Source organism: Enterococcus sp. AZ089 (assembly GCF_050547225.1).
GTDB classification, from domain to species: Bacteria; Bacillota; Bacilli; order Lactobacillales; family Enterococcaceae; genus Enterococcus_D; species Enterococcus_D entomosocium.
In genome coordinates this window covers 916,628-943,622 of sequence record NZ_CP172954.1, presented here as the reverse complement: position 1 = coordinate 943,622, position 26,995 = coordinate 916,628, and the positions used below count along the sequence as shown (strand labels likewise).

The 26,995-nt window shown below is 42.2% G+C and carries 20 protein-coding genes and 1 pseudogene; 2 read left to right on the top strand and 19 right to left on the bottom strand.

Going from position 1 to position 26,995, the window contains the following annotated elements:
- Positions 1 to 10 precede the first annotated feature (10 nt).
- The 11 genes and pseudogenes from secA to IGJ01_RS04225 all read right to left on the bottom strand — a co-directional run.
- A pseudogene (secA, locus tag IGJ01_RS04275) lies at positions 11 to 2,395 on the bottom strand (preprotein translocase subunit SecA); the annotation flags it as partial.
- Between the two features lie 247 nt (positions 2,396 to 2,642).
- Entirely contained in the window at positions 2,643 to 3,458 is an 816-nt protein-coding gene (locus IGJ01_RS04270) for a DUF1189 family protein (protein ID WP_244733286.1), read from the bottom strand.
- A gap of 10 nt (positions 3,459 to 3,468) precedes the next feature.
- Entirely contained in the window at positions 3,469 to 4,302 is an 834-nt protein-coding gene (locus IGJ01_RS04265) for a sugar ABC transporter permease (RefSeq protein ID WP_077453539.1), read from the bottom strand.
- A gap of 2 nt (positions 4,303 to 4,304) precedes the next feature.
- On the bottom strand, positions 4,305 to 5,594 hold the full coding sequence (locus IGJ01_RS04260) for a carbohydrate ABC transporter permease (protein WP_005237298.1): 1,290 nt from the start codon (positions 5,592 to 5,594) through the stop codon (positions 4,305 to 4,307).
- Between the two features lie 160 nt (positions 5,595 to 5,754).
- Positions 5,755 to 7,020: an extracellular solute-binding protein gene (locus IGJ01_RS04255; RefSeq protein WP_430601447.1), complete on the bottom strand. Its 1,266-nt coding sequence runs from the start codon at positions 7,018 to 7,020 to the stop codon at positions 5,755 to 5,757.
- A 156-nt stretch (positions 7,021 to 7,176) separates the two neighbouring features.
- Positions 7,177 to 8,124 carry a LacI family DNA-binding transcriptional regulator gene (locus IGJ01_RS04250; RefSeq protein ID WP_244733283.1) on the bottom strand — a complete coding sequence of 316 codons (948 nt, stop codon included), beginning with the start codon at positions 8,122 to 8,124 and terminating at the stop codon, positions 7,177 to 7,179.
- 188 nt (positions 8,125 to 8,312) lie between these two features.
- The gene (gene hpf, locus IGJ01_RS04245) at positions 8,313 to 8,870 is read right to left on the bottom strand and encodes a ribosome hibernation-promoting factor, HPF/YfiA family (protein WP_005237301.1); all 558 of its coding nucleotides are present in this window, start codon (positions 8,868 to 8,870) and stop codon (positions 8,313 to 8,315) included.
- Positions 8,871 to 9,007: 137 nt separating this feature from the next.
- Positions 9,008 to 9,691 carry a ComF family protein gene (locus IGJ01_RS04240; RefSeq protein WP_034872461.1) on the bottom strand — a complete coding sequence of 228 codons (684 nt, stop codon included), beginning with the start codon at positions 9,689 to 9,691 and terminating at the stop codon, positions 9,008 to 9,010.
- On the bottom strand, positions 9,681 to 10,991 hold the full coding sequence (locus IGJ01_RS04235; protein WP_244733281.1) for a DEAD/DEAH box helicase: 1,311 nt from the start codon (positions 10,989 to 10,991) through the stop codon (positions 9,681 to 9,683). Before IGJ01_RS04235 ends, IGJ01_RS04240 begins: the two co-directional genes overlap by 11 nt.
- Before the next feature lie 106 nt (positions 10,992 to 11,097).
- Positions 11,098 to 11,418 carry a PTS sugar transporter subunit IIB gene (locus IGJ01_RS04230; protein WP_005228768.1) on the bottom strand — a complete coding sequence of 107 codons (321 nt, stop codon included), beginning with the start codon at positions 11,416 to 11,418 and terminating at the stop codon, positions 11,098 to 11,100.
- A gap of 72 nt (positions 11,419 to 11,490) precedes the next feature.
- A complete protein-coding gene (locus IGJ01_RS04225) occupies positions 11,491 to 11,784 on the bottom strand; it encodes a DUF7662 domain-containing protein (RefSeq protein WP_005237305.1) in 294 nt (97 codons plus the stop codon).
- A gap of 110 nt (positions 11,785 to 11,894) precedes the next feature.
- On the opposite strand from IGJ01_RS04225, the gene IGJ01_RS04220 reads away from it, so the two are divergent.
- Positions 11,895 to 12,536 (top strand): YigZ family protein, encoded by a 642-nt coding sequence (locus tag IGJ01_RS04220; protein WP_016613813.1) that lies wholly within the window; start codon positions 11,895 to 11,897, stop codon positions 12,534 to 12,536.
- A 200-nt stretch (positions 12,537 to 12,736) separates the two neighbouring features.
- Here the strand turns inward: IGJ01_RS04220 and IGJ01_RS04215 are convergent, their stop codons facing one another.
- Together IGJ01_RS04215 and IGJ01_RS04210 are read right to left on the bottom strand one after the other, a co-directional pair.
- Positions 12,737 to 13,444, bottom strand: coding sequence for a GntR family transcriptional regulator (locus tag IGJ01_RS04215; RefSeq protein WP_005228765.1), 708 nt, complete (start codon positions 13,442 to 13,444; stop codon positions 12,737 to 12,739).
- Positions 13,445 to 13,643: 199 nt separating this feature from the next.
- Positions 13,644 to 17,870 carry a 2-hydroxyacyl-CoA dehydratase gene (locus IGJ01_RS04210; RefSeq protein ID WP_016620645.1) on the bottom strand — a complete coding sequence of 1,409 codons (4,227 nt, stop codon included), beginning with the start codon at positions 17,868 to 17,870 and terminating at the stop codon, positions 13,644 to 13,646.
- Positions 17,871 to 18,044: 174 nt separating this feature from the next.
- Between IGJ01_RS04210 and IGJ01_RS04205 the strand changes: the two genes are divergently transcribed.
- Positions 18,045 to 18,650 carry a TetR/AcrR family transcriptional regulator gene (locus IGJ01_RS04205; RefSeq protein ID WP_005237309.1) on the top strand — a complete coding sequence of 202 codons (606 nt, stop codon included), beginning with the start codon at positions 18,045 to 18,047 and terminating at the stop codon, positions 18,648 to 18,650.
- 150 nt (positions 18,651 to 18,800) lie between these two features.
- Here the strand turns inward: IGJ01_RS04205 and IGJ01_RS04200 are convergent, their stop codons facing one another.
- From IGJ01_RS04200 to IGJ01_RS04175, 6 genes are all read right to left on the bottom strand, one after another.
- Positions 18,801 to 19,814 (bottom strand): LacI family DNA-binding transcriptional regulator, encoded by a 1,014-nt coding sequence (locus tag IGJ01_RS04200; protein ID WP_244733279.1) that lies wholly within the window; start codon positions 19,812 to 19,814, stop codon positions 18,801 to 18,803.
- A gap of 211 nt (positions 19,815 to 20,025) precedes the next feature.
- Positions 20,026 to 20,949, bottom strand: a complete 924-nt coding sequence (locus tag IGJ01_RS04195; RefSeq protein WP_016613811.1) for a carbohydrate ABC transporter permease — start codon at positions 20,947 to 20,949, stop codon at positions 20,026 to 20,028.
- A 35-nt stretch (positions 20,950 to 20,984) separates the two neighbouring features.
- Positions 20,985 to 21,848: a carbohydrate ABC transporter permease gene (locus IGJ01_RS04190; RefSeq protein ID WP_139843242.1), complete on the bottom strand. Its 864-nt coding sequence runs from the start codon at positions 21,846 to 21,848 to the stop codon at positions 20,985 to 20,987.
- On the bottom strand, positions 21,845 to 24,100 hold the full coding sequence (locus IGJ01_RS04185; protein ID WP_244733278.1) for a DUF5696 domain-containing protein: 2,256 nt from the start codon (positions 24,098 to 24,100) through the stop codon (positions 21,845 to 21,847). Before IGJ01_RS04185 ends, IGJ01_RS04190 begins: the two co-directional genes overlap by 4 nt.
- Positions 24,097 to 26,112, bottom strand: coding sequence for a hypothetical protein (locus tag IGJ01_RS04180; protein ID WP_244733276.1), 2,016 nt, complete (start codon positions 26,110 to 26,112; stop codon positions 24,097 to 24,099). The genes IGJ01_RS04185 and IGJ01_RS04180 overlap by 4 nt, the downstream gene beginning before the upstream one ends.
- Position 26,113: 1 nt before the next feature.
- Entirely contained in the window at positions 26,114 to 26,983 is an 870-nt protein-coding gene (locus IGJ01_RS04175; RefSeq protein ID WP_430601446.1) for a carbohydrate ABC transporter permease, read from the bottom strand.
- Positions 26,984 to 26,995 lie beyond the last annotated feature (12 nt).

Below are 26,995 nucleotides of genomic sequence, written 5' to 3'. Positions count from 1 at the left end.
CTACCCCTTGTGCTTCTCCTTGGGCTACTTGTTCCCGTTGAACGTTTTGGCGGATTTCTGCCTTCATAAACAGACGAGTTACTTCATACTCGATGGCTCCAACCATGTTTTCAAACATATTGAATCCTTCTGTTTGGTATTCAACTAACGGATTGTTTTGTCCATAAGCCCGTAACCCAACCGATTGGCGCAATTGATCCATGGCATCGATGTGGTCGGTCCACTTCGTATCAACGACTCGTAAAATCACTACTTTTTCAAATTCCAGTAATTGTTCTGGACTATTAAGTTGTGTTTTCTTTTGTTCAAAGACTTCTTCTGCCCGTTGGTTTAGATAATCTTTAATCTCTTGAGCTGATTTGCCCTTGATGTCTTCAATACTGATGGTATCTTCATGAACAAGTGCATTGGCAGCAAAATCAACGATTCCTTCATAATTCCAATTGCTTTCTTCTAATTGCGTATGACTGTCAACGACACGGCTGATGGAACGTTTCACCATATTCATTAATTGTGGTGAAAGATCCGTTTCTTCCATGATTACTTCTTGACGTTGTCCGTAAATAACTTCCCGCTGTTCTCGCATTACGTCATCGTATTGCAAGACGTTTTTCCGGGTATCGTAGTTATTCCCTTCCACTCGTCTTTGGGCAGATTCTACTTGTTTTGAAAGCATCTTGCTTTGGATCACGGCATCGCCTTCATCGATTTTCATCCGATCTAAGAACACTTTGATTCGTTCAGAACCAAAACGTTTCATTAAATCATCTTCTAGCGACAGGTAAAATTGCGACATCCCTGGATCTCCTTGACGTCCCGCACGTCCCCGCAACTGGTTGTCGATCCGTCGTGATTCGTGACGCTCGGTACCAATAACTGCCAATCCGCCTAGTTCTGCAACACCAAGACCCAACTTGATATCCGTTCCCCGACCAGCCATATTGGTCGCGATCGTTACAGCGCCTTTTTGCCCAGCATTCAAAATGATTTCCGCTTCTTTAAAGTGATTCTTGGCATTCAATACTTCATGAGGAACTTTCTCCCGATCAAGCATTGATGACAGTAATTCAGAAGTCTCAACAGCGACCGTCCCTACAAGCACGGGTTGTCCTTTGCGGTGACGCTCTTTGATGTCTTGAACGACTGCTTGGAATTTGCTGGTAAGCGTTGGATAAAGCAAGTCCGCACGATCATCCCGTAAGATCGGTTTGTTCGTAGGAATCTGAATGACTTGCATGTTATAGATTTCTCGAAACTCTTCTTCTTCCGTTTTCGCTGTACCGGTCATCCCAGACAGTTTTTTGTACATCCGGAAGTAGTTCTGGAATGTGATCGTCGCCATCGTTTTGGTTTCATCTTCGATCTCGACACTTTCTTTTGCTTCGATCGCTTGATGTAGCCCGTCAGAATAGCGGCGGCCATCCATGATCCGACCTGTAAATTGGTCAACGATCATTACTTTCCCATCTTGCACCACGTAATCAATGTCGCGAATCATAATGTAATTCGCTCGTAGCGCTTGGTCCAAGTGATGGGTCAATGCCGTGTTTTCAATATCATACAAGTTTTCTAAGCCGAAAGTCTCTTCCGCTTTTTCGATCCCACGTTCTGTCAAACCGATCGTTTTTGATTGGATATCGATTTTGTAGTCTTCTTCTTCCGTCAAGCGTTTGACAAAATTGTCGACCCGGGTGTATAGCGCAGTTGATTTTTCTGCTTGTCCTGAAATGATCAACGGTGTTCTCGCTTCATCGATCAAGATCGAATCGACCTCATCGACGATGGCATAGTTTAATGGACGTTGTACCATTTGATGACGGTAAACCACCATGTTGTCCCGCAAATAGTCAAACCCTAATTCATTGTTTGTACTGTAAGTGATGTCACAAGCATACGCCGCACGTTTTTCTTCTGCTGATTTTGAGTTGATGTTCAATCCGACCGTCAAGCCTAAAAAGTTGTACAGCTCTCCCATCTCAGTCGAGTCACGAGTTGCCAAGTATTCATTGACGGTTACGACGTGGACGCCTTGACCACTCAAGGCATTCAAATAAACAGGTAATGTCGCCGTCAAGGTTTTCCCTTCACCGGTACGCATCTCTGGAATATTCCCATCATGTAAGACGATCCCACCCATTAATTGGACGTGGTAAGGATACAGACCCAAAACGCGTTTTGCAGCTTCACGAACTACTGCAAAGGCTTCAGGTAATAATTTATCCAAAGTCTCTCCCTCTTGGAAACGACGACGAAATTCATCGGTTTTCCCGCGTAATTGTTCATCAGATAAAGCGGCCATTTCATCCGCATGTGATTCAACTTGATTCGCAATATGGTCAAGACGTTTTAATTCTTTTTTGTCGTTTTCGATTAATTTTCTAAAAAAATTGGCCATACCTTAATAATTCTCCTTTTACTTCTACATTATCCTAGCTGGAAACTCTCCTAACTATTTTAGCACTAGTTCACCATAAATGAAATATTTTTCGATAGAACTATCGCATCAATCTTGCGTGATAAACGGATTCTTAACCTTTTTTCACAGATTATAAAGAAACGAAGGGAAAAAATACGCAACAAGCCATTGATCGGCGCCAAAAGTCCAGCGCACGTCCAAATGACTTGTTGCGAATGTTTGCAAATTAGGCCGTTTTAAAACGGGTTTTTAAGAAAGCTAAGAAAAGCATCAGCAGCATGCCTAAAGACTGAATCCCGATCATCAAGATGATATCAGCGCCAATAAATCCTGCCAACATTGCCACTAGAGAGCCTACCCCCAATGCATTTAAAATCACGTTGGTACTTTCTTTGAAGTTGCCGATTGTCGATAGTCGTGATTTTTTCGTCAACCAGAGGAAAAACGCTGCGCCTATGACGAGGATACTATTCATTGCCACCAATAAAAATGCCACTGTGATCGTCTGACTGAAGAAAATCGCCGTCTCGTTGTTGCGATAGAAGCCGTCTTCGATCACTTTCTGAAACGAAGTCGCATCATGCACTTGATCAGGCATCATTTCCGCCGTGTAACGCATTTCATAGTGATAGGTTTGTCCATCGATTTCTTCTTTGATGGTCCAGTCTGTTTCTCGGAAATTGATGGCATATTTGGCTTCCTCAAGGTCCGCTTCTGAAAGCCCAACGCCTATAATACCCGTTTCTGTTTGCGAAAAGACTTGTGACTCATCCGTTAAAAGGTTGCCATCTTCCAGCTGCAGTTCACTGTATTTGGCTGCTGTTTCAGCAGTCATGAGTGTTTTTGCATGGGGGAAAAATGCCGCAAAGGCTTGATCCGTTTGCTTGCTGATCATCAAGGTCAGCGGGACCATCAGCAAGGACATCAAGAAAATATAGACAAACACTTGCTGCCAGCGATTTAATTTTTTACGCCATGCATAGACTTTCGTTGGAGAAAATATGGCCCCAAAGTATGTTAAGGGAAATCGTTGTTCAGACATCCTATCATTCCTATCCTTTTGTTCCGCCCGAGGTCAAACCTGAAACAAAGTATTTTTGTAAGAAGAAAAACAGTGCAGCAATCGGTACGGCGATCAAAATCGCCCCAGCCGCAAAAAGTGCTACCCGTTGGTTACGGGCATCGTTGATAAAAGTCTGCAGACCGACTGCGACAGTCAAACGCTCTTGTGAGCGAAGCAAGAACCGCGCTAGCAAGAATTCGCCGAATGGTCCCATAAAGGCCCATAATGCTTGCACGGCGACCATTGGTTTTACGAGGGGCAAAACGATTTGCCAAAAGATGCGAAAATGCCCTGCACCATCAAGTTTTGCTGATTCATCCAAGTCAATCGGTACCGTATCAAAGTACCCTTTCATCAGCCAAGTGTTCATGGGAATCCCACCACCGATATAGATCAGTGTCAAAAACCAAAAACTATCTAGACCGTTTGCTAATAAGCCCATGACATAAAAAGCGGTCAACGCCGACATCGTTGGCACCATCTGAACGATCAAGAACACCATCAAACTGCTCTTACGACCGGCAAAGCGATAACGACTGTAAGTATACCCTGCCAGCGTTACGATCATTACTTGGATCACCATCGTGGAAACGGCCACGATCAAGGTGTTTTTATACCATGTCAAATAGGGGGTTTCATTGAATAAACGTCGAAAGTTGTTCAATGTCCAATCCGCATCAAAATCCAAGCGAAAAGCGATCATGTTCCCTGCCTTAAAGGCTGAGGTTGCGGTAATCAACAAGGGATAGATGATAATGATCGATAAAGCGATCATAAACAAGTAGGTAAATAATTTGCTGAAAGAAAACTTTTTCTTTTTCATCCTCAGTCCTCCATATTAAATGCATTCGTCTTTTTAAACACCAGTAATGAAATGGAGATCACCACAAAGGAAATGATTAAGGTCAATGCAGATGCGATCGAATATTGTGGCGAGCCACCCGTCGTCAATTTGTAGATCCATGAAATCAAAATATCTGTCGAACCGGCATTTCCGCCTAAACTTCCTGGACCACCTTCGTTAAAGAGATAGATCATGGAGAAGTTATTAAAGTTCCCTGTATATTGCGTAACGAAGGTTGGTGCTGCCACCAAAAAGATCGCCGGTAACGTAATATTGCGAAAACGCTGAATCGCATTTGCTCCATCCATTTTGGCTGCTTCATACAAATCTTCAGAAATGGATTGTAAAATCCCTGAGACCATAACATAAATATATGGAAACCCTAACCAACCTTGAATCAAAATAATCGCGGTCTTTGTCCAAAACGGGTCGGTTTTCCAAGCAATGTTCCCAATATCCACAAAGGGCAGATTGTTCAATAGCGGGATCACCTGCGTATTGATCGCTCCTGCGGTATCATTAAACATATTTGAAAAACTCATGATTGTGATAAACGCTGGCACCGCCCAAGGAAGCAAGAAAATCACCCCGAAGACCCGACGGAACTTCACAAATTTTTGATTGGCAACAACAGCTGTCAGTATTCCTAAGGTAATTTGCAAAGTAGTTGCTAAAACGGTCCAAATCACCGTCCAACTAAACACTTTTACAAAGGTGTCGCGGTAAGAACTTAAGGTGAAGATATTCGTAAAATTCGAAAAACCGATCCAGTCGATTAAGTTTGCTGGCGGAATATGTCGAAAATCATAGTTGGTAAACGCCATGAAGAGTGTCACCATTACCGGAAAAATAATTGCTACGATCATCACCAGATAGGCTGGGATCGTCAATAGATAAGCGAAACCATCCTCATACAATTTATTGAAAAACTCTTTTCTCGTAACTGCCACCGGGAACCCTTTTTCAATACTTTGGCGAACTTGATAGGCATCTTTGATATTTAAAACCCAAAAGATAATGAAAATAACGGTAACGATGACCTGTAGCGTTCCTTCGATCAACAAGAACAAAGAATTGTGTTCCATCGGTACTGATCCCAGTGTGACAAAGTTATATAATGCTTGTCCACCGAACAAAAGCATTTCGCCTAGAAAAATTAGAAAGACCGCAAAAAAGAGTCCCGCTTTAAATTTCTGACCATTTTTGAATTGTCCCACCCCAGGGATGATTGAAAGAAGCGCTGTCTGCGTGGCTTTTGAATTCGTCCTCATATGTATCCTCCTTAAAATCGAAAGTCTGCCAAGCGGCCGACGATCCATAGAAATCAATCTCATCAAGCAATTTCTTGCGTGCTACGTTGCAAGGAATCCTTTTGACAAACATCCTCTATAGAATCGTCGACATGAATGACAGACCGTAATCGGCTATTTATTAATATTTCTGCTCAATCGCTTCTTCGATTGTTTTGGCAGCATTATCCGCTGCTTCTTGAGGAGTCATATTGCCTGAACCTGCATCAAACAGCATGTTTTCAGCCCCTACCCAAACCTCAGACATTTCAGGGATATTTGGCATTGGTTGTGAAACACTGTATTGCTCAATCACTGCTTTTGCTACTGGATCATCAGAAGCAGCAACTTTTTCTTGAGCCATAATGTTTGCTGGAATATCATGACGCATTTCATACAATTTCTCTTGATTAGCTTCGTTTGTTAAATATTCGACAAATTGTTGAGAAACGTCTTTGTTTTGTGAGTAGTTGGAAACAACCCATGCTTTTCCACCACCAAACGTTTCATAATCATTGCCATTGCTCAGCGTTGGGATTTTCGCTACGCCATAGTTAATCCCTGCTTCTTCAAAGCCGTTCACGCCCCATGGTCCGTAAATGATGGCTGCTGTTTTGCCCTGGTTAAAGTAATCTAACATCAAGTTTTCGTTGGCTGATACATCCAGCATTCCTTGCGGCCAGACATTTTGGAACCAATCAGTTGCGTAGGTGATTGCTTCAACAGAACCTTCATTGTTGATTCCTAAATCAGATGGATCTGTCCCTTCATCCCCAAAGACATAACCACCATAACCAGCTAATAGACCATACGTATAATAAAAGTCTGTCCAACGAGCTAAGAAACCAACATTGTCATCGCCTTCTGCAAAACGATCATCTTTTGCTAGCTCTTCTAAATCAGAAAAAGTTGCTGGCGCTTCATCGATCAAATCTTTGTTATAGAACATGACAACTGCTTCAATCATTGCTGGTGCGCCATAGATTTTATCATCGATCGTCACTTGTTGCTTGTCTGTATCGCTGTACCGTCCATCATCTGGCAAAGTCATTTCTGCCAAATGCCCTTGTGAGCCTACTTGACCTACACGATCGTAAGGAGACATCGTAACATCTGGACCTTTCCCAGCAGGACCGTCTAGTTGAAGCGCATCCATTTGATCGAACATATCCATTTCTACAACATTGATGGTAACATCATTTTCAGATTCAAAGTCAGATTTCACTTCATTGATATAATCAATATAGTCTGCGCCTACAGAGACCGTGAGCGTTTTTTCATCGCTACCTGAACCAGCATCTGCATTACTACCATCGGTACTACCGCCGTTGCCGCCACACGCCGCAAGCGCTAACAACGCACTTCCTGAAACTAATCCTAGAGCTGCCTTTTTCCAATTCACTTTCATCCTGTTTACCTCCTGCAATTTGTAACTCCATTATGCAACCGGTTTCTTAAAATGGCAAACCTTTTCTAAATGTTAGCGATAACAAAAATAGAAAAAGCCTTTAAATTAAGATGTCGAGGAATCGAAAAGAAATTGCGCAACCATTTGCTTAATTTTTCATTTTGTGGATTCACGAACCACGAGTTGAGGTAAAAAGCGCTGTTGTCGTTGGCTCGTATCATTATGTTCGATTTTTCGGATCAATAATTCGCCGCAAACTTCCCCCATTTCCACGATGGCTTGCTTCATCGTTGTCAATTTTGGCGAACTTACCTGATCAAGGAATACGCCATCGTAGCCGATGATCCCAAAATCATCTGGCACCTCCACTCCGATCGACTGTAAGCCTTGATTGATGCCTAACGCTAAACGATCTGTGGCACAGATAAAACAAGTGTTTTTCATTAAATGCTCATTCTGCGTTTGGATAAACTTGCGGGCGGCGGAAGATCGGTTGTCAAAACGATAGATTTTTGGTGATTTTCCCGCTTTTGTGACTGTATCTATGTACCCTTTTTCTCGGCTTTTCGTAAACGCTTCTTCCAACTCTAAACCAATATAGACCAATTGTTGATAACCGGTGTCGATAGCATGTTTGCATGCAGAAACGATTCCTTGGTAGTTGTCACTGTCAACAAAACTGAACCCAGCTTCATTTTCGCCAAATAACACCACAGGCTTTCTTAAATTTCTTATCCAGTCCATGTCAGCCTGGCGAAAGCCCGTAATGATGCAGCCATCTGCTGGACCACGATCCACCCCGTCAGTCGTAACTAGCTGCAAAGAATAGTGTGCTTTACCAATAGAACGAGCGATCCCAACCAATAAGTTCATATAGTAAGGTTCCGTCGTATCCATCTCCTCTAAAATATACACTTTGATGATATGGGAACGCTTGGAAACTAATGATTTGGCAGCAATATTCGGCTGATAATCCAATTCAAGCATCGCTTGATGAACCAGCTGCTTTAACTCTTCAGTTACTTTGTCCGGATGATTGATCACTCGAGAAACGGTCATTGCGGAAACATTTGCTTTTTTAGCAACATCTGCTAGCGTAGTCATGATTCACTCTCCTTGTATTATTTCATCTATAGTATAACATAATAAACCAAAAGAAGAACCAAGGCACTCTATATATAAAAAAGATTTCCAGCCAATTTAACGAGTATAAAAAAACAGAGTAGCTTCTCAGCTACTCTGTCAAAAAAGACTATTTTTTTGGGGTGTCGAGAAAAAGGTATCAACACTTGTTAATCGGTTTCGATCAACCCGTATTTGCCATCTTTTCGACGATACACAATGCTCGTTCCATTCGTTTCCGCATCTTCAAAGATAAAGAAGTTGTGTCCAAGCATGTTCATTTGTAAAACAGCTTCTTCACTGTCCATTGGTTTTAAAGACAAACGTTTTGTACGTACGATGTCTAATTCAGAACCATTGTTTTCTTCATCGTTTGCTTCAGTTGTGAACAAATCACCATCTGTTGGCGGAACCAATGCTGTCTCGCGAGATTTGCGGTTGATTTTTGTTTTAAATTTGCGGATTTGGCGTTCCAATTTGTCAACAACCAAATCGATACTAGCATATAGATCAGGTGAGGTTTCTTCCGCACGCAGAACTAAGAATGGTAAAGGAATCGTTACTTCTACTTTTGCTGTTTTTTCAGTATAAACTTTCAAATTAACATGTGCTGTTGCTTCCGGCACATCGTTAAAATAACGTTCTAATTTACCTACTTTTTTCTCGACGTAATCACGGATCGCTTCTGTTACCTCGATATTTTCGCCGCGCACATTATATCTAAACATAAAAATTACCCCTTTCGTCTACCAGTAAAGAAGGAAAAGGACCACTCTTTTCTTCTTCTTAACTCTATTATATCGAACTCTTGCTCATTTGCCTAGTAAATCGAACAAATTTCTTTAAGCGTTTTCAAAATAACGATTCAACGGGCAAAGGAAAAGGATCGAATCGACTGGGGGCCAAAGGTCTGCAATGCTTCAGCTGCGTGATATAACGTTCTACCGGTAGTGTAAACATCATCGATCAACAACAGTTTCTTGTTTTTTATTTCAACCGTTGCCTCTGGCTTCACCGCAAAAGGTTGCACCTCCTCTAATCGTTGCTTGCGAGAACGTTGAGCTTGTGGTGCGGTATCAACCACTTTATCCAGCCATTCTTTCGACTTAACTCCGCCTGCGTCTAGCACAGCGGTCACTTGATTAAACCCTCGCTCCTGGTAACGTTCTGCCGATAGCGGGATGGGTATCAAACAATCGTAATCAAAGTTGTTGATCTTTTGTCTGATGGCAGCAGCAAAGGTCTCTCGCAACTGATAGTTTCCCATTAATTTGTATTCGTGAATCCACTCCTTCATCCCTTGATCGTAAGCGAACAGTGCCCGATGCTGCAAATGGATCATGGGACAGGTTTTCGCCCAAAAGAGACAGTCACTGCAGGAAATGGTATCCTTTTTGCCACATGTTGGGCAGCAGCTTTGCCAATTGATCACTGTAAATCGCTGAGCGCATTGTGGACATAATTCTTTTTCGGGGATGCGCCAAGGAGCCAACAGCTCAATGATCGTTACCTCTCTTGAAAAAAATATTTGGCACCAACTACACTCCATCGGTCAACCAGCTCCTTGCTAATTGGTTCATCTCATTGATTTCTTTGATTGCTTGACGGATTGCTTCTGTCATTTGGTCGTAGAAAAAAATGACTTCCCCTTCTGTAAACGCACCTTTGCGATCGACACGGCCAGCGATTTGTACTAACGCCGATTTTGTAAAGACCGGGTGATTGGCTCCCAGTACCACCACTGAGACATTTTCAAACGTTACACCTCGTTCTAAAATCATCGTTGTAAACAACACCTTGTACACTTGGCTACGTGCCGATTGGACTTTTTCCCTCCGTTTTTCATCTTGTGAAGAAACACTAGTGAGGAGCCATGATGCTTCTTGCCTGCGGACTGCCCCTTCCATTTCCTTCATCAGCTGAATACTTGGACAAAATACCAAGACAAAGTTTTTTTTAACCAACTGCTGCAAGTGCTGTAGCAATGGTCGCAGCCAACGTTTTTTGCGATAAGCCTGCGCCCAGCGGCTATAATGAATAGGTTTCGGAACGATCAGCGGACGCTGATGAAACCGTAGAGGCATTTTTAACACTGCAAATTCCGAATAAATTTCTTGCAACAATCGTTTTGAAGGCGTCGCACTTAAATAGATCAGACACCCGTTTTCTGCCAAGGCATTGTATAATCCGTAACGCAGCTGCGCATCGCCCTCGTAGGGAAATGCATCTATCTCATCCACTACGATCAGTTGAAAGCTGCGATAAAAATGCAGTAGCTGATGAGTGGTGGCAATAAGGATCGTTGTATAACGATAAGGTTCTTCTGATTTCCCATAAAGGAGCAGGCTTTCCTCTTGTGGGAACGCTTGTTGAATCCGGGGGAACAGTTCACGGCAGACATCGATCCGTGGCGAGACGATCGCCACACGACCACCTTCTTGCCGTATGTGGCGGATCGTTTCAAAGATCATCTCGGTCTTCCCTGAACCCGTGACTGACCAAACAAGAGACGATTTCTTTTGTCGACAATTTGCCACTAATTGCTGAGAAATTTTTTGCTGAAACGAAGTCAACACTCCTGGCCAAACGATCTTGTGATCAAAGGCTGCAAGATCCGTTTGTTGAATTACGAGTTGGCCATCTGATGTGATCCGACCATAGCGAATACAAGTTGGACAGTAATAGCAGCCTATCGGCAATAGAACCGACGGCTTGTGGTGGGAAGAACCGCAACGCTGACAAACGATTCTCTTCCCCTGCTCGAGCATTGCCGGTCGAGAATCAAAAGTTTTTCCTACACTCATTGTTTCATCTAAAACAAAAAATTGTCTTCCTTTTTGATTGGTCATAACATACACCTCAGTTTTAAGTACGCAAAAAAATCGGTTCAAGTACTTTTTGAAAAGTACTTGAACCGATTACAGGTTTCTTGTTTGCTTCAACAGCAGGTCTTGCTTATTCGCCGATCAATGTCAAAGCTTGATCTAAGACTTTTTCGCCGTTCATCATGCCGTAATCTGCCATGTTGATTACTTCTAATGGAATTCCTTTTGGCGCTAGACGTTTCTCGAAATCGCCTTTCATGAAACGAACTTGTGGTCCTAATAGTAAAACGTTTACGTCTTTGCTTTCTAAATGTTGATCTGCTTCTGATGCGGAAACTGCAAAAATATCTGCTTCTAATCCTTTTGCTTCAGCTGCTTTTTGCATTTTTGTTACTAATAAGCTTGTACTCATCCCTGCAGAACAAACTAACATAATTGTTTTTTTCGCCATATCGAACACTCCTTGAATTTTAAGAATAAGATAACATTTCCTATCTCTAGTATAGAACAAGTTTGAAATTTGTCAACGCTTTCTATCCAGCAACCAGTTTGATTTTACTAAACGATTAAAAACGACGTACTCTTTTTTTAAATTGACGAGGACTACCTCGTAGCCGGCATTCAGCCACGCATAAGCCCCATTTTCTGGATGTCGGTAATCATTCGCCCACCAATCGCTACTGGTGCGGGCACTTTTGGGCAAACCGGATGCGGGGAAAAGAAATTCATCAAACTGCGTAAACGTTAAGGTGATTTGCGAACCACCGTTGTTTTTTAAATAGTGAGTGATCGTATCGTACTTTTTGCGTCTACCCAAAGCAACTGCCTCCTCTTTTTAGAGTCTATGTTCGTACCTGTTTCTTTCTTCTATTTGTAACTTTCCTTCCGATTGCCTATACTAGAAATATAAAGGAGGCGATCGTGCGCGTGACTTATCGAACGATTCGACAAGACGGAGAAACAGAAATAGAAATCAAAAAATCGCGTTTCCTCTGTTCATTAAAACGAATTCAATCAGAAGACGAAGCCAAAGCGTTTATTCAAGCCCTCAAGAAAGAGCATTGGAAGGCAAATCATCATTGCAGCGCCTATGTATTAGGTGAAAATCATGAGATCCAGCGCAGCAGTGATGATGGTGAACCGAGCGGCACCGCTGGGGTACCGATTTTAGAAGTGTTAAAGAAAAACGAACTGATCAATGTGATCGCCGTTGTTACCCGCTACTTCGGTGGAACGAAACTGGGTGCTGGTGGATTGATTCGCGCTTATTCAAGTTCGGCCTCTGCTGGAATCAAAGAGGTAGGAATCGTCGAGGGTATTTTGCATCAAGAACTTGCCTTGACCATCGAGTATCCACTTTTAGGCAAGCTCCAAAACTACTTAGAACTGCAGAATATCTATATAAAAGATATTGCTTATACGGAGAAAATCGTTGTCACCTTAATGATTCCTGAAGCAGTACTTGCCGACCAAGAAGCCGCTCTGATCGATTTGCTACAAGGTCAAGTGCAATTGACCAGAGGGACTACCGAATATGTAGAACGCTTGATCGAGCAGTCAACAGAGTAAGCCAGCTTACTAAAGACCTTCCAGTGTGTGCTCTTTTCCTCAAGGAGGACGCTGCCAAGTTTGCTACAACCAATGCAGGAAGCCCAAATATTTGAAAAGCCGAAACGGTCATGCAACCAGCGACGCTACGCAACAGCTGAAACGCTCGTAGGGTCCTTTCGGCTTTTTTGGTCTTTTTGTTGCCAATTGGAATAGACAGGTTATTTTTCCATATAAAATTCAAAACGATTACCAACATATTGGGTGCGCACGTATTCAAATGGTTGACCATCTTCAAATGAAGTGATTTGCCGCATACGTAAAATCGCATCGCCGCGTTTGATTTGTAAGTAATCAGCAATTTGCTCGGAAGCGACCATAGCTGAGATCGTTTGCGAAGCGCCGCCAATTTTCCGCTGTCCTTTTTCTTCCAACACTTTATAGAGGGAAGAGATGATCTCCTCCTTGCTAAAGTCATGAATAAACTTTTCAGGAATACTCGCTACTTCAAAACAGATCGGCACATCATCCGCATACCGAATCCGCTCCATCCGTAAAATCGTTTCGTGACCTTCTAATTGCAGCTTTTCCATCTCACTGGAGCTAGGTGCCGTCAAGAAATAAGCGACCGCTTTGCTGGAAGGTTTACGACCAAGAGAATTCATGATTTCGGTAAAACTCGTCGTGCCCGTCATTTTCTCTTGTACTTTTTGGCGAGCCACATAAGTGCCGGAACCGATTTTACGCTCAAGAATCCCCTCATCTGCTAAGGTTTGGATCGCTTGTCGCAACGTCATGCGACTCACGCCGAATTGTTTCGACAACTCGCGCTCTGAGGGCAGACGATCCCCGATTTTGTATGTATTGTTTTCAATATTGGCTTTAATTTGATCATGAATTTGGATATAAACAGGTAATTTTTCCACCACTACACATTCCTCCGTTCCCCTCCTATTATAACTGGTATATACCTAAATAGCTAATAAAAAAAGCAAAAACTGCTCTGTTTTTCTCAATTTGTGCGAATTCTTTCCCTATTTTATAGGCAGAAGAAAGAAGTTATCACAAAATGTCCAAACAAGAGCAGTCGCTTTTCTTTTAAATTGGTTCGGTCGCTGGCTTGAGAATTTATTCAGCCAACGCTTTATTGGCAGTGGCCATCAACAAGCGGATACGATTCAATTGATTGACGATTGAGACACCTGGATCATAATCAATGGCCGCAATGTTCGCCTGCGGGTATTGACGACGTAATTCTTTCATAACACCTTTTCCTACCACATGATTGGGCAGACAGCCAAATGGTTGCAGACAAATGATATTGTTGACATTATTTTCCAATAGATCAATCATCTCACCGGTCAAGAACCAGCCTTCTCCCGTATGATTACCAATGGAAACAATCTCGCTCGCTTGCTCCGCAAGCTGATGGATCGAATGGATACCATCAAAACGCGTTGACGCCCTCAGTGCTTTATCCATCGGTTTTTGGAGCCTTTCAATCGCCATGATCGCAAAATCAGCGATCATTTTACTTTTCTTCGCCATCCCCAAATGCTCGTAGCGCCAAATCTGATTGTAGAGGGAATAATTCATGAAGCCGACAATATCTGGTACGACCGCTTCCGCTCCTTCTGCTTCTAACAGGCGAACGACATCGTTATTGGCAGTCGGTGAATACTTCACTAAAATCTCTCCCACGACACCGACACGCGGCTTCTTGATATCTCTTATCGGCACTTGATCAAAGGCTTGAATGATTTTTTTCATATTTCGATTAAACAGACTGAAGGAGCCATTACGAACGTTTTTGGCAATTTTTTCCAGCCATTCTTGATGGAGCCGATCGACAGCCCCTGCTTCTTGCTCATACGGACGGGTGCGATAAACGACCCGTTCAAAGAGATCTCCGTATAAAAATGCCACCGCCAAACGCTTCATCATCGGTAAGGTAAAGCGAAAGCCCGGATTTGATTCAACCCCGGTGTTGCCCATCGAAATAGATACCACCGGCACTTGTGGAAATCCTGCATCGTTCAGTGCTTTACGTAACAAAGGAATATAGTTCGTTGCACGACATCCGCCGCCCGTCTGAGTCATCAAAACACTGGTATTTTCAACATCATATTTTCCGCTTTGCAATGCTTCTACTAGCTGTCCAATGGAAATGATCGCCGGATAGCACGCATCATTATTGACAAAGCGTAAACCGACATTAACCGCCTCACGATCTTCACTAGGTAGACAGACCACTTGATACCCAGAAGCTTGCAAAGCAACATCGACTAACCCGCTTTGATGGATGGGACTCAACATCGGCAATAAGAGCGTGTGCTGCTTGCGCATCTCTTTGGTAAAAATGATCTTTGCCGGTTCCTCGTATTGCTTTTTAGGTACAAAGTGCTGTTTGTCCCGTTCGTTGACTGCTGCTTTCAAGGAACGCAACCGAATCCGAATTGCCCCAAGGTTCGCTCCCTCATCGATTTTCAACACCGTATATAACTTCCCATACTGCGCCATAATCTCTTCGACTTGATCAGTAGTGACTGCGTCGATCCCGCAACCGAATGAGTTTAATTGAACCAGTTCTAATTGTTTGTTTTTCGCGACCACTCGAGCTGCCGCATACAATCGCGAATGATAGACCCATTGATCCACAACCCTCAGATCGCCGACATTTGCTAAATGAGCAATACTGTCCTCAGTCAATACATGGAAACCTTCTTGGGTAATGACTTCTGCAATCCCATGGTTGATTTCAGGATCCAAATGATATGGTCTTCCAGATAAAACGATCCCTTTTTGATTGGTCGTCATCAGCATACGTAGCGTTTCTTCTCCCCGTTGCGCAATATCTGTCTTGAACTGATCCAGCTCCTCGAAACCGCTGCGTAGGGCTTGGGCAATTTCTTCTTCTACAAAACCAAAATCTTGAAAAGTACTCGTTAAAGTTTTGACCATTGAGGCTTCATCCGCCAAATTCAAAAACGGACAGCGGTAGTCAACCGCCCCTTCACGAATCGCATCGACGTTATTACGAATCACTTCTGGATAGCTTTGCACAATTGGACAGTTAAAATGATTCTCAGCGGCAGTGTTCTCTAGTCGCTCAAAAATAACACCTGGATAAAAAATCAACGGTACGTTTTGATCAATCAGTGCTTGGATGTGTCCATGGGCTAGTTTGGCTGGGTAACAAACCGTATCACTAGGAATCGTTTCAATCCCTTGCTCATATAGTTCTTTGTTGGAACGTGGCGACAAGGTTACTCGAAACCCTAACTTGGTGAAAAAGGTATGCCAAAGCGGATAATTTTCATAAAGATTCAATACTCTTGGCAGGCCGATTTCGCCATGGACGGCCTCTTTTTTACGTAAGGAACGGTACTTAAACAAGCGGCGATATTTTTCATCCACAAGATTGATTTTGCGGTCTTCTTTCTTGATTTTGATTCGCGCACCACGTTCGCAGCGATTCCCGGTAATAAATTTTCGGCCGTCAGAAAAGAGGGTCACCGTCAACAAGCAATTGTTTTCGCATAGACCGCAATTCGTAAATTCTTTTTCTGCTTGGAAATCGGCCATTTCTGCTGGAGACAACAACGTACTAACATCGTCAAGGGCTGCTTCTTCTAAAGCGATCAAGGCGGCACCATATGCCCCCATCAAACCGGCGATCGATGGTCGAACGACTTCACGGCCGCTGATCAATTCAAAAGCGCGCAGAACCGCTTCGTTATAGAAAGTCCCTCCTTGGCAGACGATTTTCTCGCCGAGGTCTTCAGGTCGCCGAACCTTGATAACTTTATAGATAGCATTTTTTATGACCGAGTAAGATAAGCCGGCTGAAATGTCGCCAACAGAAGCCCCTTCTTTTTGGACCTGTTTCACTTTTGAGTTCATAAAGACGGTACAACGCGAACCAAGGTCAACAGGTGCTTGGGCTTTTGTAGCTGCCAACGCAAATTCTTTGACATCCTGATTCATAGATTTGGCAAAAGTCTCAATGAAGGAGCCGCATCCTGAGGAACAGGCTTCATTCAATTGAATCGAAGATAACGCGCCATCTTTAACCGTCATCGCCTTCATGTCTTGTCCACCGATATCTAGGATAAAATCAACCCCCGGCTGGAAATGTTCGGCAGCTTTGTAATGGGCCATCGTTTCCACTTCACCGATATCGACTTTCAGTGCATGTTTGATCAAATGCTCGCCGTAACCTGTGATCGTTGACTTTGCGATGTAAACGTCAGAAGGCATCTGACGATAAAGCTCTTGTAAAACCGCCATCGTTGTCGCTAACGGTTCACCTTCATTATTGCCATAGAAAGAAAACAATAATTCCCCTGCATCATTGATCAAAACCACTTTCGTTGTGGTTGATCCTGCATCGATGCCTAGATAAGCAGCGCCTGTATGCTCAGACAACGCTTTTTCTGTGGCCACCGCTTGAGCATGGCGAGCACGAAAAGCAGTCAATTCCTCCTCGTCTTTAAACAATGGGGCTAATGTATCAGTTGGCGCGAGTTTGCCATCTTCTCCGTTGGCTAAGCGGGCTAATAGCACGGAAAGCTGTTGCTCTTCTTCTGCATATAGTGCAGCCCCCATCGCCACAAACAGTTCTGGGTTCTCGGGAAAAATGATATCTGCTTCTTGCAGGTTCAACGTATCGATAAATCGTTGACGCAATTCCGACATAAACGTCAACGGTCCACCTAGAAAGGCTACCTTGCCTTTGATTTTACGACCAGCAGCCAAGCCAGCAATCGTTTGATTGACCACCGCTTGAAAGATACTCGCCGCAATGTCTGCTTTTGCTGCTCCTTCATTGATCAGCGGCTGCACATCGGTTTTGGCAAAGACCCCACAGCGTGAGGCAATCGGATAAAGGGTTTGATAATCTTTGGCTAGTTCATTGACCCCATTGGCATCCGTTTTCAATAAAACCGCCATCTGATCAATAAACGCACCCGTTCCACCGGCACAACTGCCGTTCATTCGCTGCTCCAATGCCCCTTCAAAAAAGGTGATCTTCGCATCTTCGCCGCCTAACTCGATAGCCACATCGGTTTCGGGAATCATTGTCTCAACTGTTTTGGTACAAGCGATGACCTCTTGGACAAATGGGATCCGCAAAACTTCCGCCAGACCCATCCCACCCGATCCGGTAATCGCCAGCGCCAGCGGCTGATCTTCGATCACTTCTTGCGCTTCTCTAATGATTTTTTCCGCTGCCTTCTGGATGTCTGCATAGTGTCGTTCATATCTTGAAAAACACGTTTGATTGCCTTCATCTAACAGAACCATCTTGACTGTTGTCGACCCGACATCGATGCCCGCTTTATATTTTTTCATTTGTTGCCTCCATCTAAACAACACTTTGTTGATTATCTAACAAGCCGTTTGTTATAATACTTATGTTCATTGTAATTCTTTTGATTGATAATTCAACAAACAATTCTAAGGAAGGTGTGGGATAAACAACAATTACCCGTTTTTTGTTGTTTATTTTGAAAGGAAATTCACAATATGAAAAAATTGGATTTACGTGTCAAACGAACCAATAAGTACATTATTGAAGCTTTTATCCGCTTAGTGGAAGAAAAAGGCTTCGAGCAAGTGACTGTCCAAAATATCGCCGATGAAGCCATGATCAACCGTGCAACCTTTTATGCCCATTACAAAGACAAACAAGACTTGTATGAAAAGATATTTGACTTGGCTGTCGAATCATTTACCGCGATTCTTGATTTTGAAGATTTTGTTCAAGGAAATCGCATCAAAATCCGCAAAATCGAAGCGGCCATGACCGAACTTTTTTTACACATTCAAAACAATCGTTCCTTTTATTTGACGATCATGGATGCCTCTGCCATTGAGATCATCCGTAAAAAGTTGGGCCTGATTTTGACTGAACGTTACCAAGAGATCTTTTCAACGTTAAGAATCACCGAAGGAGACATTGAAGTGCCCTTAGACTTCATCATTGACTATATGACCTCGATATTTGTTGGTACCTTGCATTGGTGGCTAACGGCAGAAACAACGATGACACCCGACCATCTAGCAAAACTTGTCATCAAACTGGTGGCAAACGGCCACCTGACTGTCTTGGGGATTGAGATTGAGGAATAGCTGCCAAACCCACTTTACTGGTTTGCCCAAAGAGAAGGGGGTCGCTCCCTTTTTGCGAAGAGCATTCATTTTAACAACGTTTAACCGTTTATTTTTTTCTAGAATCATGGAAAAACCCGTCCAGATCGCTTGATCACATGGACGGGTTTCTTACCGATTATTTACGTTCTTTTTGACAGATTTGCGTTCAATCAATTCGAAAGGAATGATTTCTGAGGTGATTTTTTTCCCGTTAAGAATACAGTCAAGCAGCTTTAAACAAGCGCGTTTCCCCATCTCATGAAAAGGCTGGGAAATGGTGGTCAGCGGTGGACTGACCATTGCGGCAATCCGAGAATTATCATAACCGACTACCGAAAGATCATCGGGGACGACGATCTTGTTTTCATAACAAATAGAGATAATCCCTAGTGCTGTTTCATCACTCGCACAAAACACAGCTGTAATCGGTTCTTTCCTCTCCAAATACCCGCTCATTGCACGTCTTCCAGATTGAAAACTAAAGTAGCCATAATCAATAAATTGTTTATTTACGGGAATCTGATTCTTCTCTAGGGCGTCGACATACCCTTTGATCCTAGGCACACTCGTATTTTCATCATCATAGCTTAATCCTGCCAAGCCAATATTGTAGTGCCCCTGTTTGATCAGATAATCAACAGCGGTAAAAGATGCCAAATAGTCATCCACTTTTATCGAAGGAATTTTTTTGTTTGTATCAGTACTAGAAACTAGAATAATCGGGATATTCAAGCTTTCGATCGGTGCTAAATCGTATTTAGACAAAAAAATGGAAAACACAATAATACCATCGACTCGACGTTCAGCCATAAGATCTAAACTTTTCTGAAACCCTTCTCCACCAACACCTGCATGAGTCACGATCACACTAAACCCTCTAGCGTGTGCTTCTTCTTCAATCCCCTCGATGATTTTTACATAAAAAGAGGTGTCGGAGTTCGGCATAATGATCCCCACCGTCTTTGTCGTTTTCGTTACAAGACTGATAGCAGTTTCATTCTTACGGTATCCTAACTTTTTGACTGCCGAAAGAACACGTTCTTCAACTTCTTTGCTATATCCGCCAATATTATTCAGCACTCTCGACACAGTGGCAATTGAAACGCCTGTTTCTCGAGCAATATCTTTGATAGTTGCCGCCATATCAAAACTCCTTTTATCTGCTTTCATTGCCTTTTCTTTCGATCGAATAGAAAAAGGCTTGTTCCTTCCATACTTGGCCGACAATTTCAGCCAAGTGTCTCTTCCATTCTAACAAATATTGAGAAAAAAACGATAGTTAGAAGAAGTAAAAACGACTTCTAGCTATCGTTAATCGGAGGAAAACGATGGAAATTGGTTCTAAGATACCTGCTTATTCACCCGTGATCCCAGACTTGTCGATACTTTCAACAAACCATTTCTGAACAAAAACATAGAAGAAGATCAATGGAAAAATACTCAGAATCGTTCCCGAATAGGCTACCGCCTCTGTATAACTAAGATTGGGATTGACTCCTGGATCACCTAGATTCGAGGTATTGTTGACGACATTGTTAAATTGACTTTCCAATGAATTGAGTAACATTGGAGTTGTTTGAATGTTTCCTTCTAAATAGAAAGAAGTCAACAAGGTTTCATTCCAGTACAACGCAAACGCATAGATCCCCACAATCACAAATGCAGGTCTCACCATCGGTAAGGCGATCTTATAAAAGGTTTTAAAGGCACCCGCTCCATCCAAAAAGGCTGCTTCTTCTAATGCAGTTGGGATCATTTTGAAAAACTGATAAAAGATCAAAATGAATAAAGCGGCTTGTTCTCCTTGACCCATAAGAGCTGGAAAAATCAGCGCCCCCATATTTCCGCTTAATCCTAACGTCGTAAAGAGTTGATAGCGAGGAATAAAAAACAACACCTTCGGCGCAAGATACGTAAAAAGCAACAATGAAAAGATCAGAAATTTTCCAGGTACTTGAAAACGGGCTAACCCGTATGCAATCAAAGCAGAAGAAAGCATCAGACAAACGGTCGATACTCCTGCAACAAGTACCGTAGTGAAATAGCTCCCTGGCAAACGTAACGCCCGCCACGTAAGCCGAAAATTTTCTAGATAAAATTCTGAAGGAATCCATTCGATCGAGTGATCAGCCAAATCTAAATTTGACATCAATCCTACAGTTATCATATTGATCAGCGGGAAGATAAAGACAAAACTAAGCACGATCAAGATTGCATAAATGACGATTTTTCCTAATAAGCCGTTTGTAAAATTGGTTCCCAGTAACAGTTTTTTCATTCTATGGGTATTTCCTCTTCGTCGTATCATCATTCTTAACCCGCCTTACTTTTCTTGCGTTCTTTTATGACCATATACAAAATACCAATCATTATGAATTGGAACAACGTATATAAAATAGCAATCGCTGACGCATAGCCTTCTCTTCTCGCTCCATCGTAGGTCGATTCCAGAATGATCGAAACAATCGGATTTGCTTCAAAATTCGCTAAAAAAACCACAATAAAGACGACCGCTACATTGATCAGTGGAAAAATGATTGGTAAGGTGATTTTCCAAAAACTGACCCAGGAAGAAGCACCATCGATTGATGCGGCCTCATAAATGCTCGGGTTGACATTTTGGAGGGATGCTAGAAAAATCAATACCGGAACTGCACAATACCACAATAATTGCGCAATCATTTCAAATAATTCTGCAACCAGCAGGACAACGGCTTGTGAAGGAATAAATAAATCTAAGATATTGAGAATCACCAGATTCTCAACGATCCCTGTACCACCATACTCACTGATCATAGTCATCAATTTGCCACTTAAGATAATGATTGGTAGAAAAAAGACTAAGCGAAAGAACCAATTGCCGTGAATTTTTTGATTCAAAAGCATGGCAATAATCACCGATAAAGCGATAATCACAGGAACTTGAAACAAGGTAGCAACAAAAAAATCTTGTAAGGCAATCACGAAGTCAATATCCTGAAACAAAATTCGGTCATAGTTCTCCCAACCGACCCAATTATAACGCCAGCCAGAACGAATGCCATAGGAGACATTATGAAAGCTAAAGAAGATCGTTCGAGTAAGCGGATAGGCCACTAATGTCAGAAACCCAATGATCCATGGACTAACAAAAAGCAGCCCTGTTAATTTCTTTTTCTTTTGCATGGATAATTTCACCGTACAACGACCCCCTTTCCTTCTACTATGACTTCTCCTGTTTCAAAGGTTGTCTCATTATAGTTGATTGTTAGTGTCTTTTGATTTGCATAGGTTACTTGAACGACTCCGTCGGCTAAGAGTTGATGATCGACCATCTCACTCCCTCTGACAACTGACAAAGCTTCATCCATCGCTTCATAATAAAACATGATTCGCTCTGATAAATACTCATATTCCGAAACAGTGATCGCACTCGCCCCAGTATTTTTCATTTTGTATGCAGGCTCTCCCGTCAAGACAAATGTGGGATACACACCAAATTCGATCAGCCGCAAAAGAGTATCTTGATCATGGGAAACACTATTAAGATACGTAGAATACATCTCTACTTGGCCACTTAAAATCAGCTGCAATAAAGGAATCGTTTCATCAATAAACACAAAACCGGAAGAGTAGATGGGTGTATCATAATACTCATCAAGATAAGGGAAAAGATACGCATTTGGTTGATAGATATTCGTTGCTATTTCAGCTGCTTCCAACCGCTCAAGCAGCTGTTTGACACTGGTCATCGCCACAAGACTACTATGGATCTGACGTTCTTCAAAAAAAGTAAATACATTGTGATCAAAACCAGCCAAAGCCAGACTTACTCCCGCAAGATCAGCGAGTGTCGTTAAATCATTTTCTAAAGATGAAGCATAGAAGTACGGACTGTTCATATAATTGAGGGTTGCCTTTTCAGGATCAAAAAATTGAAAGTCATTCCGATTTAATTTGTATGTTTGCTGATTGCTTGCATTGTGATACGTTTTTGTATAGTCGACGTAAAAATTGAAATCTACCTCGTGTTCATGAAAGTAAGCCAGTAACGCTTGGAAATCATCGTCATTGTTCAGATTTTTTTGTGGGCCAATGCCATACGTCCAACGGTCTTGCAGAAACGCTTTGGCAGTGACGGTTAATTGCTCGATGCCATTTTCTAGTAATTGTTCCGTGATAGCTTTTGCTTGAAGAGGATCTGTCAAGGTTACTTCCTCAATCCCCAAATTCCCCATCTTTACTTCATTCATCAAAAAATCGATTTTTAAAGGCAGCGATTGTTCGGGCGTTTCTTTATCTTTGGTTTTTCCAAGCTGTTCAATAAAGCTGCGATAACTCTTTGCCAGCCCAACATAATTTGCCTCATCTTCTCGCAAGAAAACATAGCGTTGCACGACATCATACTCGTTGGGAAGTTCTTGAAAACCTAGGATATGCTGATCTTCATTGATCCGACTTTGAAATTGAGAATAGGCGGTTCGATACGTATAAGTAAAATAAGATTGATAGAAATGTGTATCCGTATTTTTGGGTCGATAGTTATACGTGGCATAGCTTTCTCCGTTTTCAGAAATGACTAAAACACCGGCACTATTCTCTTCTTTGATCACACCATAAAGAGGCAATGTCAAAAGTTCAATTGGTTTTGAAGGATAGGCACCGCCTCGAGGATTGTCCTCATATCCTTGATCTAAACCATAGACTGGTGCCGAATACCCCACCAATGACCGCGGTGTCTCATCAAGGCGAATGGTTGCTCCAGGACCATCGGGTATGACCAAATACCCCGTTTCTTCCCCTTCTGTACTAGCAAAAAAAGGATACATGATCAATTGGTTCAATGAAATATTATTGTTTCCCGGCTGCCAAAGGTTTTCATTGTATTCTTCAATACTCTCCTTCGGAATATGAACAAGAAGATCCCCGCCTTGAATAGTGACTCTCATTTCAAAACGAATCTTTTGTGAAGTAAAATCAATTGCAACAACAAAGCCATCCTCATGAAATTGGTATTCCCTCGTGACCCCTGAGTCCATCAGGGTACGCCGTCCCGGTGTGGCTCGGTCATAGGTAACGATCGAAACACCGGACTTGATATAATTGATGATTTCTTGACTATACTGCATCTCAACATAGTCTGCTTGGTAATCATAAGACGCCCACTGCTCACCATTCACCTTATCAAAGACAAGAATTGCTGCCGTCTCCTCCTCGACATACAACACGAGTTGTTCATTTTCAGCCGCTAATCGAAAAGTGTCTGGAATTTCTGATGGTGCCTCATACCTCCCCTCAGAAACGTTTGCTGCGGTATTGACAGTCACCGCCTGAAAATCATTCATCAGCGGCTCGATCGTAGGTCTTACCTCTTGCGAATCGAACAACCAAAATCCCAGTAAAACAATCACTGGTAAAAATAGTATATAAGTCAGCCATTTCTTATTCATCGGGCACTCACCTCAGTTATCACGTCTAGAATAAAGTTGATTAGCTGGCTGCCTAATGTATAAAGGACAAACACACACAATCCAATAATCAACATGGTAAAAATACTTTTGAAGATAATCGTAAAGGTCTCGCCAACTTCATAGTTGTGTAGATCTTTGATCACAAAAAATTGTAAAAATAAGACCCAAAGACCTGCAATCGCTTGTGGGAGATAAAAAAAGACGCTTTGTTCTAAAGTGAGACCATTACTCAGCAAAATCACCACTGGGAAAACAAACAATATTGGTGTCATCGCATAAGCTGTCCCATTGACACTTTGAAGAAACGTGCCTTCCCCATCATTGATCGAGCAAATCAAGTAATTCGATACCATCCATAACAAGACGACAAAAATGAAGGTTGCTAGCTCATACAAAAGATAAGGATTATCTGCTACAAAGATCACATTCGTCCATTGATGGTACATGAGAAACAAACCGATGTAGAGAAGAAAGAGAATCATAGAGAAGAACACGGATACCCGTTTGCGACGCTTGATCGTATAGATCCCATCAAAAATTGCTTGATGAAACTCGAAAATAAACAAAAAATTATCGACGAATTTATACTTTTTCAGCCATTGAAGCTTATGAGTGAGTGAAATAGAACGCCGACTAAATTTCTTCACCAATCGCCATAAACTCCACAATATCAATCCAACTATCATCAAGACAAACAACGTATTTAAATTGGCACTCAACCAGTCTTGCCGAATCTCCCAAAAAGCCGCTGATATTCCTGGTTTAAACTCAGCACTCATAAATTCTTGGTACGCCAACTGTGCTTCACCTTCTCGCAAGTAAGCGTTACCCAATCCGATCCGTGCATTATCAAACACTGAATTATAATTCAAGGTATATTCCCAAAGTTCTTGACTGACTCGGTACTCTCCTTGTTGATAACTACTCATGGCTTGATGGACCGCTTCGGTGAAACGAGTGCGTTCATACTTCACTAGCGAAGCGGCTCCTTGATCGACGACGATCAGCTCATTTTCGGACGTTGCTGCAATACTCGTAGGTCGGCTTAAAATCCCGAAACGACTAGAGATCACATCATTCCCTCCAAATACGAAGAGCAACTGCCCTTGAGAATCGTACTCATAGATCCAACCATCTGAAGAAACTGCATAAACACTGTCCTGCTGACCGACCCAAATACTTTCCATATTAAACTCACCTAACAAGTTGTCTGGAAAATAATTGGTCCCTGCAACGTTAAACTTTTTGATCGCACCATTTGCCAACGAAGAGGTCACCGTGTAAACAAATCCTTTTTGGTCAATACTCACATCCGCGATAATGTTTGGAAAGACAGTTTCCATCGCTTGTTGCTGCGTTTCTGTTAAAAAGAAGGAACGGATTTGATCTAAGAGGGGGACATTTAAGGGATTGGCACCAAAAAAAGTCACGAACTCTCCTGCACGATTCAGCATAATCAAGCCATTACTTGATTCAGAACTTCGAACATAGATGTTCCCCCTCATATCCACCGCAAGATGCGTTGGTAAGAAAGGATAGCCTTCATTGAATACAGGTGCATCTGGCGTACCAATTTCTTGTAATAATTCATGGCTCTCTTTGTCATATGAGAAAATTTTATTTTGGCTCGTATCTACTGCATAAATAATATCTTCTGTCACGAAAGTACTATGTACTTCCACTAATTCTTCACTCTCTAGAAATCCTTGATAGGACAACGTTTTATCAAGAATGATGACTTGATTCAGCCCCGTATCAGAAATATAAACATTGTCTTCATTATCAACAAAAACATGATTTGGTTCGACAAATGAATGACCATCAAACGCTGTGATTTCTTTTGCAGGTGTATAGGCTGTTTGGGTCCGCAAAAAATAATTTTCACTATCCGTCGTAAAAGTAAAATATGGAACCTCTTGGGCAACGGCTTTATTCGGTAAAATAGTTGCGAAGACCATAACAAATAAAATAAGCATCGTCATCTTTTTCATATCACTTGATCCCCGTATGCGCCATTGAATTCATGACTTTATTTTGTAAAATGATAAACAACAATAAATTAGGGACAAACATAATCAGTCCACCAACCGCTTCGACACCCGCACTTGCGACGACATTTCCCGTTTGCGAAGATAGGGTCGACATATAAAACGGAAGCGTACGGATAGTTTCACTATCCATAAAAATCGCTGAAGCTTCTACGTTGCCCCATACGGACTGAAACGTCAACAACGAAACAGTGATCAGTGCTGGTTTGATCATCGGCATGATAATACTCCAATAAATTCGGGCGAAGCTTGCTCCATCCATTTTAGCTGCTTCGATCAAAGAATCTGGGATCTGATCGATAAATTGCTTCAATAAAAACAAGCCGACAGGCATTGCCAACATTGGGATAATATGTGCCCAAATCGAGTTGTATAAGCCCAATTGGACAATGATCAGAAATCGGGGGATCGCCACCGCAACCGGAACGAACATCAGCGCCAAAGTATTGATTTTATTGAAGGTCTCCTTACCTTTAAAATGCAGTTTAGACAATGCAAAGGCAGCAGAGGAACTGATCAACAACGTCAAGACAATCAACGTGAACGCTACGAATAAACTATTGAATAAATAGCGGCTCATTGGTATGCCTGACTGATTGGAAAAATTGGTCAGTAGTTGAAAGTTTTCTAATGTGGGTTGCCGAACAAAAAAAGTCGGCGGATAAGCAAATAACTCGGTAAAAGGTTTAAATGCATGATTCACAATAAAGATCACTGGTAACCCCATGATCAATGAGACGAAGACCAAAAGTACATGTATTTTTAGTTGATCCTTATGAAATCGCTGCGGATTCACTTTGACGGGACGGGACATCTTTTCACCACT

Coding starts and splice junctions, on each gene's coding strand:
- IGJ01_RS04235 (WP_244733281.1), bottom strand. CDS start 10,991: ATGACCAATCAAAAAGGAAGACAATTTTTTGTTTTAGATGAAACAATG.
- hpf (WP_005237301.1), bottom strand. CDS start 8,870: ATGTTTAGATATAATGTGCGCGGCGAAAATATCGAGGTAACAGAAGCG.
- IGJ01_RS04230 (WP_005228768.1), bottom strand. CDS start 11,418: ATGGCGAAAAAAACAATTATGTTAGTTTGTTCTGCAGGGATGAGTACA.
- IGJ01_RS04240 (WP_034872461.1), bottom strand. CDS start 9,691: ATGGAGTGTAGTTGGTGCCAAATATTTTTTTCAAGAGAGGTAACGATC.
- IGJ01_RS04180 (WP_244733276.1), bottom strand. CDS start 26,112: ATGAAAAAGATGACGATGCTTATTTTATTTGTTATGGTCTTCGCAACT.
- IGJ01_RS04205 (WP_005237309.1), top strand. CDS start 18,045: ATGAAAAAATTGGATTTACGTGTCAAACGAACCAATAAGTACATTATT.
- IGJ01_RS04265 (WP_077453539.1), bottom strand. CDS start 4,302: ATGAAAAAGAAAAAGTTTTCTTTCAGCAAATTATTTACCTACTTGTTT.
- IGJ01_RS04255 (WP_430601447.1), bottom strand. CDS start 7,020: ATGAAAGTGAATTGGAAAAAGGCAGCTCTAGGATTAGTTTCAGGAAGT.
- IGJ01_RS04185 (WP_244733278.1), bottom strand. CDS start 24,100: ATGAATAAGAAATGGCTGACTTATATACTATTTTTACCAGTGATTGTT.
- IGJ01_RS04210 (WP_016620645.1), bottom strand. CDS start 17,870: ATGAAAAAATATAAAGCGGGCATCGATGTCGGGTCGACAACAGTCAAG.
- IGJ01_RS04250 (WP_244733283.1), bottom strand. CDS start 8,124: ATGACTACGCTAGCAGATGTTGCTAAAAAAGCAAATGTTTCCGCAATG.
- IGJ01_RS04260 (WP_005237298.1), bottom strand. CDS start 5,594: ATGAGGACGAATTCAAAAGCCACGCAGACAGCGCTTCTTTCAATCATC.
- IGJ01_RS04175 (WP_430601446.1), bottom strand. CDS start 26,983: ATGTCCCGTCCCGTCAAAGTGAATCCGCAGCGATTTCATAAGGATCAA.
- IGJ01_RS04195 (WP_016613811.1), bottom strand. CDS start 20,949: ATGAAAAAACTGTTACTGGGAACCAATTTTACAAACGGCTTATTAGGA.
- IGJ01_RS04200 (WP_244733279.1), bottom strand. CDS start 19,814: ATGGCGGCAACTATCAAAGATATTGCTCGAGAAACAGGCGTTTCAATT.
- IGJ01_RS04270 (WP_244733286.1), bottom strand. CDS start 3,458: ATGTCTGAACAACGATTTCCCTTAACATACTTTGGGGCCATATTTTCT.